Source organism: Actinomycetota bacterium (assembly GCA_036280995.1).
Classification (GTDB): Bacteria; Actinomycetota; CALGFH01; order CALGFH01; family CALGFH01; genus CALGFH01.
In genome coordinates this window covers 1-2,867 of sequence record DASUPQ010000143.1, presented here as the reverse complement: position 1 = coordinate 2,867, position 2,867 = coordinate 1, and the positions used below count along the sequence as shown (strand labels likewise).

The window sequence follows — 2,867 nt, the reverse complement described above, 5'->3', positions numbered from 1 at the left end:
GTCGAGGCGCTGCGCAAGGCCGGCTACACCACCGAGCAAGCGCTCGACGTGATCGCCCAGGCCGCTTCTACCAGCATGGCGAACTGGGCCGCCAATCTGGCCGACCCGCCGGTCGACAAGCCCTTCCAGCGGCAACGCTGGGAAGCGGTGGCGGAGGCGGCGGTGAGGTAGGCAGGCAGGAGCAGGCCTCCGTGGCGACGGCCAGGCCCACGGCCATCGCCACGGCGCCTGAGCGGCGGCTGCCATCGTGGCCGTGACCGTCGTGGCCCATAGCTGCTTAGGCCGTAGGGTCGACGTCGCGGGCGTGGCGGCGGCCGGGGCCGTGGTCGTCGAGGCCCCAGCCGATGATTCGTTCGGGGTGGATGCGGATGGCTGGCCGGGGTTCGCTGACCGCTTCGGCGTGGCCGCGGATCTCGACGCCGCGTGGCTGCCAGGGCGGCAGCACGTCGTCGACGACGATGGCGGCGCGGTGGGTGCGGGCGACGTCGCGGAACTTCTTGGTGGCGGCGAAGTCGTGGCCGGTGACCTCGACGACCCCGCTGTCGGGGTCGACGCTCCACATGCCGACCGGGGCGATGTGGGGGGTGCCGTCGGGGCCGACGGTGGCCAGGCGGGCCAGCCGGCGTTCGCCGTGCAGGTAGGTCAGCTCGGCTTGGGTGAAGCTGCTCATCGTCCCTCCTTGGGCGGGTGGCGTGGGAGGAGCAGGATCGCGAGCGCCGCCCCGGCCAGGGCCAGCAGCGCCGCTCCCCGCAGGGCGGCGGCGTAGCCGCCGGTGAACGCCGCCTCGAGGACCTCCGGGTCCGGTGGCCCGCTGGCGCCGCCGAGCAGGCCCTGGGTGGTGGCGGTGGCCAGGCCGGTGAGCACGGCCAGGCCGAGGGCGACGCCGAGCTGCTGGGCGGTCTGCAGCAGGCCGGCGGCCAGCCCCTGGTCGGCCGGGGGCACTCCGGCGGTGGCGCTGGCGGTCAGGGGCACGAAGCTCAACCCCATCCCCAGACCGAGCAGGACGAGCGGGCCGGCCACGTCCAGGGTGTAGCCGCCGGCCGGATGGATCCGGCCGAGCAGCAGCAGGCCGGCGGCGGCCAGCGCCAGACCACCGGCCAGCAGGCGCCTGGCGCCGACCGTGTCCACGAGCTTGGGCGTGAGCTGGGAGGCGGCGATCACCGCCAGGCCAAGGGGCAGCGTGGCCAGCCCGGCCTGGATGGCCGAGAAGCCGAGGACCTGCTGCAGGTACAGGGTGAGGAAGAAGATCGGCGAGGCGATCACCGCGGCGCCGCTCAGCAGCGCCACCAGGTCGGCCCCGGCCACGCCGCGGCGGCGGAAGATCCCCAGCGGCACCAGCGGGGCGCGGCGACGGGCCTCGACGACCACGAACGCGGCCAGCAGGGCCAGGGCCAGCACGAGGACGCCGAGGGTCGGGGTGGCGGTCCAACCGTGCCCGGGCATCTGGCTGGTGGCGTACACCAGCGCGGCCAGGCCGGCGGTGACCGTGACCGCCCCGGCCACGTCGAGGCGGGCCCGCGGCTGCCCGGGAGCGGCGGCGACCACCCGCGGTGTCGCCGCCAGGACCAGGATGCCGACCGGGACGTTGACGAACAGCACCCAGCGCCAGCTGGCGTACTGGGTGAGCAGGCCGCCGGCCAGCATGCCGAGGGCGCCGCCGCTGGCCAGGACGGCGCTCCACACCCCCAGGGCGCGGTTGCGCTCAGGGCCTTCGGCGTAGGTGGTGGTCAGGATCGACAGCCCGGCTGGGCCGGCCAGGGCCGCGCCCAGGCCCTGCAGGGCGCGAGCGGCCACCAGCACGCCGCCGGCCGGGGCCAGCCCGCCGAGCAGCGAGGCCACGGTGAACACGGCCACACCGGTCAGGAACACCTGGCGGCGGCCCAGGCGGTCGGCGAGCCGGCCGCCCAGCAGCAGGAAGCCGCCGTAGGCGAGGGCGTAGGCGTTGACCACCCACTGCAGGCTCTGCGGGGTCATCCGCAGGGCGTGCTGGATGGTGGGCAGGGCGACGTTGGTGATGGTGAGGTCGAGAATGAGCATCAGCCCGGTCACGGCGATGAGCGGCAATGTCAGGCGCTTGGCCGGCCGGGCCACGCCGGCCGGCGCGGGCCGTGGCAACGTGTCGTGCGGCATCGGCGTCTCCTTGCCGGACAGGCAGAGCCGTTCCTAACTTCACACGGTGTGCACCATGTAAACTACACGTAGTGTGTAACTATCGCAAGGGTCGCCAGGTGGAGCCGATCGAGGAACCCCGCAACGCCCGCAGCCGCCGCACCCGCGCCGCGCTGCTGGCCGCCACCCGCGCACTGCTCGAGGAGCAAGGGGCCGAGTCGCTCACGATGGCCGCGGTCGCCGAGCGGGCCGGCGTCTCCCGCCGGGCCGTCTACCTGCACTTCGCCTCCCGCACCGAGCTGCTGACCGAGCTGTTCGGCTACACGAGCGAGCAGGAAGGGCTCGCGGCCTCGCTCCAGCCGGTATGGCAGGCGCCCGATGCCGCCGCCGCCCTGGAGGAGTGGGCCCGCCACCTGGCCCGCTTCCACCCCCGCGTCCTCGCCGTCGCCCGCGCCATCCAGCGCGTCCGCCGCGTCGATCCCGACGCCGAAGCGCACTGGCAGCTCGTCATGGCCGACCAGCAGGCCTGCTGCCGGCGGCTCGCCGCCTGGCTGGCCCGCGAGCGGCGGCTGGCCCCGCCATGGACGGTCCCGACCGCCGCCGACATGCTGTGGGCGCTGATGTCCTACGAGCTGCTCGAGGACCTCCTGGTCGACCGGGGCTGGTCCCCACGGCGCTACCGCACCCACCTCGCCGCCCTGTTCCGGTCCACCTTCCTCTGCGAACCCGGTCAGGGCGGGCCGTAGACCAGGCGGCGC

The 2,867-nt window shown here is 74.8% G+C and carries 3 protein-coding genes; 1 reads left to right on the top strand and 2 read right to left on the bottom strand.

Features of this window, described 5'->3' with window-relative positions; translation table 11 throughout:
* Positions 1 to 277: 277 nt before the first annotated feature.
* Together VF468_04515 and VF468_04510 are read right to left on the bottom strand one after the other, a co-directional pair.
* Positions 278 to 670 (bottom strand): PPOX class F420-dependent oxidoreductase, encoded by a 393-nt coding sequence (locus tag VF468_04515; GenBank protein HEX5877578.1) that lies wholly within the window; start codon positions 668 to 670, stop codon positions 278 to 280.
* The gene (locus tag VF468_04510; protein HEX5877577.1) at positions 667 to 2,130 is read right to left on the bottom strand and encodes an MFS transporter; all 1,464 of its coding nucleotides are present in this window, start codon (positions 2,128 to 2,130) and stop codon (positions 667 to 669) included. The genes VF468_04515 and VF468_04510 overlap by 4 nt, the downstream gene beginning before the upstream one ends.
* A gap of 98 nt (positions 2,131 to 2,228) precedes the next feature.
* Here VF468_04510 and VF468_04505 point away from each other — a divergent pair, with 98 nt between their 5' ends.
* Positions 2,229 to 2,855: a helix-turn-helix domain-containing protein gene (locus tag VF468_04505; protein HEX5877576.1), complete on the top strand. Its 627-nt coding sequence runs from the start codon at positions 2,229 to 2,231 to the stop codon at positions 2,853 to 2,855.
* Positions 2,856 to 2,867 lie beyond the last annotated feature (12 nt).

Coding starts and splice junctions, on each gene's coding strand:
- VF468_04515 (HEX5877578.1), bottom strand. CDS start 670: ATGAGCAGCTTCACCCAAGCCGAGCTGACCTACCTGCACGGCGAACGC.
- VF468_04510 (HEX5877577.1), bottom strand. CDS start 2,130: ATGCCGCACGACACGTTGCCACGGCCCGCGCCGGCCGGCGTGGCCCGG.